The sequence below is a fragment of the Streptomyces sp. NPDC006332 genome (genome assembly GCF_040612855.1).
GTDB lineage: Bacteria > Actinomycetota > Actinomycetes > Streptomycetales > Streptomycetaceae > Streptomyces.
In genome coordinates, this window is record NZ_JBEXRA010000133.1 from 1 (window position 1) to 2,353 (window position 2,353).

Consider the following 2,353-nt stretch of genomic DNA (forward strand, 5'->3'; position numbering starts at 1 on the left):
GGGCAGACGTGCTCTTCGCGATGCTCCGCGACGGCACCTTCTACCAACCACCAACCCCGATCACTTCTTGACCAAAGTCATAGGGGCACCCCCCCATCCTCAGCCCTTCCTCCCAACCGCCGCATACACATTGATGTCCGCGTCCGTGACGTCGTTGATGTCGGCGTAGCGGACCTTCTCGATGTCGTCGAGGGTGGCCAGGTAGGACGCCTCCGGCTGCTTGGGCACGGGCGCCGCGTGATCCGGCCGCCAGTGATGAGCGGGAACGACACCCGGCGCGCCGAGTTCCAGGGAGTTCTCGGTGAAGAACCGCTCCACGTCCCCCGCGGACCGCAGCACGAAGGTGAACCCGCGCTCGGTGTACGTCCGCTGGACCGCGCGGATGTTCTCGGGATTGAGGTCCTCCGTCAGATGGCTGAGGACGAGCCGACTGCCGGAGGGCAGCGCCTCCAGCAGCTCCCGCACGATCGGGTACGCCTCCTCGTCCTCGACGAAGTGCAGGAGCGCGACCAGGCACAGCGCGACGGGCTGATCGAAGTCCAGCGTCTTCGCGGCCTGTTCGAGTATCTGCGCCGGGTCCCTGAAGTCGGCGTCGATGTAGTCGGTGAGTCCGTCGGGCCCGCTGGTCAGCAACGCGCGCGCGTGCGCGAGCACGACGGGGTCGTTGTCGACGTAGACGACCCGTGCGTCCGGGGTGATGCGCTGGGCGATCTGGTGGACGTTCTCCGCGGTGGGCAGCCCGGTGCCGATGTCGAGGAACTGCCGGACACCGTCCCGCTGGGCCAGCTCCGTGACGGCCCGGCGCAGGAAGTCGCGGTTGTGCCGTACGTCGAGGTAGCCGCGCGGATTGGCGGCGAGCGCGGCCGCGGCCGCGGCCCGGTCGACGGGGTAGTTGTCCTTGCCGCCGAGGAAAACGTCGTAGACGCGGGCCGGGTGCGCCTTGGTGGTGTCGATCCTCCTTCTCAGCTCGGAGGGATCGTGGCTGAGGGCGTCACCGGACATCGGCGTCTCCAGTCATTCACAAGACAGGTCAACCACCTAACGCCCAGCACCACTTGAAGGTGCCCACACCCCTCACCCGGCCCCCGGCCCCCGGCCCCCGGCCCCGGCCCCCGGCACCACTCGCAGCGCCGCCCGGCCGCCTAACCCAGCTTCTGCGCGACCTCGGTGGCCCAGTACGTCAGGATGTTCTGCGCGCCCGCCCGCTTGATGCCGGTGAGGGACTCCAGGATGGCCCGGTCCCGGTCGATCCAGCCCTTCTCTGCGGCGGCCTCGATCATCGAGTACTCGCCGGAGATCTGGTAGGCGACGACCGGCACGTCCGCAACGTCCGCGACCCGCGCCAGGATGTCCAGGTAGGGCCCGGCTGGCTTGACCATCACCATGTCGGCCCCCTCCTCCAGATCCAGGGCCAGCTCCCGCAAGGACTCCCGCGCATTCGCCGGGTCCTGCTGATACGTCTTCCGGTCACCCTTCAACGACGAGGCGACGGCCTCCCGGAAGGGCCCGTAGAACGCCGACGCGTACTTGGCCGTATAGGCCAGGATCGCCACGTCCTCCCGCCCGACCTGATCCAGGGCGTCCCGAACGACCCCGATCTGCCCGTCCATCATCCCGCTGGGCCCCACCACATGGGCCCCGGCGTCGGCCTGCACCTGGGCCATCTCGGCGTACCGCTCCAAAGTCGCGTCGTTGTCGACACGCCCTTCCGAGTCCAGCACCCCGCAGTGCCCGTGATCGGTGGTCTCGTCGAGACACAGATCAGACATGACCAGCAGATCGTCCCCGACCTCGGCCCGCACATCGCGAAGTGCGACCTGCAGAATCCCGTCGGGGTCGGTCCCCGGCGTACCGACCGCGTCCTTCTTCGACTCCTCCGGCACACCGAACAGCATGATCCCGGAGACCCCGGCGGCCACGGCCTCGGCGGCGGCCTTCTTCAGTGTGTCCCGGGTGTGCTGAACGACACCGGGCATCGTAGGAATCGGCACCGGCTCCGCGGCACCCTCGACCACGAAGGCCGGGAGGATGAAGTCGGCCGGATGCAGCCGGGTCTCAGCGACCATGCGCCGCATGACGGGAGTGGTCCGCAGCCGACGCGGCCGCGTGCCGGGAAAGGATCCGTAGGTCGTCATGCCACCACGCTACGCCCGCCCCAGCACCCCCTTTGCCGACGAGCCGTCGGAGCACAGAACCACAACGACGGGCAAGCCCGCGCACGGCGGAAAGCGGAAGGGCCCGGGTCGCCGCACCCGCGTACGGCGCGAAGGGGACGGGTCGGGGGTGTCCGCCCGCAGCGGTTGTCGCGTCAACACCGCCAAGTTGGTGAGAAACCGATTCCGCGACGTTCCGA

Annotated in this window: 2 protein-coding genes; both read right to left on the reverse strand. The window is 69.0% G+C overall.

All coding sequences use genetic code 11. From position 1 onward, the window contains the following. Window positions 1–99 precede the first annotated feature (99 nt). Window positions 100–1,002: an SAM-dependent methyltransferase gene (locus tag ABZ027_RS43100; protein WP_356778575.1), complete on the reverse strand. Its 903-nt coding sequence runs from the start codon at window positions 1,000–1,002 to the stop codon at window positions 100–102. A 140-nt stretch (window positions 1,003–1,142) separates the two neighbouring features. Then, window positions 1,143–2,135, reverse strand: coding sequence for a porphobilinogen synthase (gene hemB, locus ABZ027_RS43105; protein WP_356778577.1), 993 nt, complete (start codon window positions 2,133–2,135; stop codon window positions 1,143–1,145). Window positions 2,136–2,353: the final 218 nt, after the last annotated feature.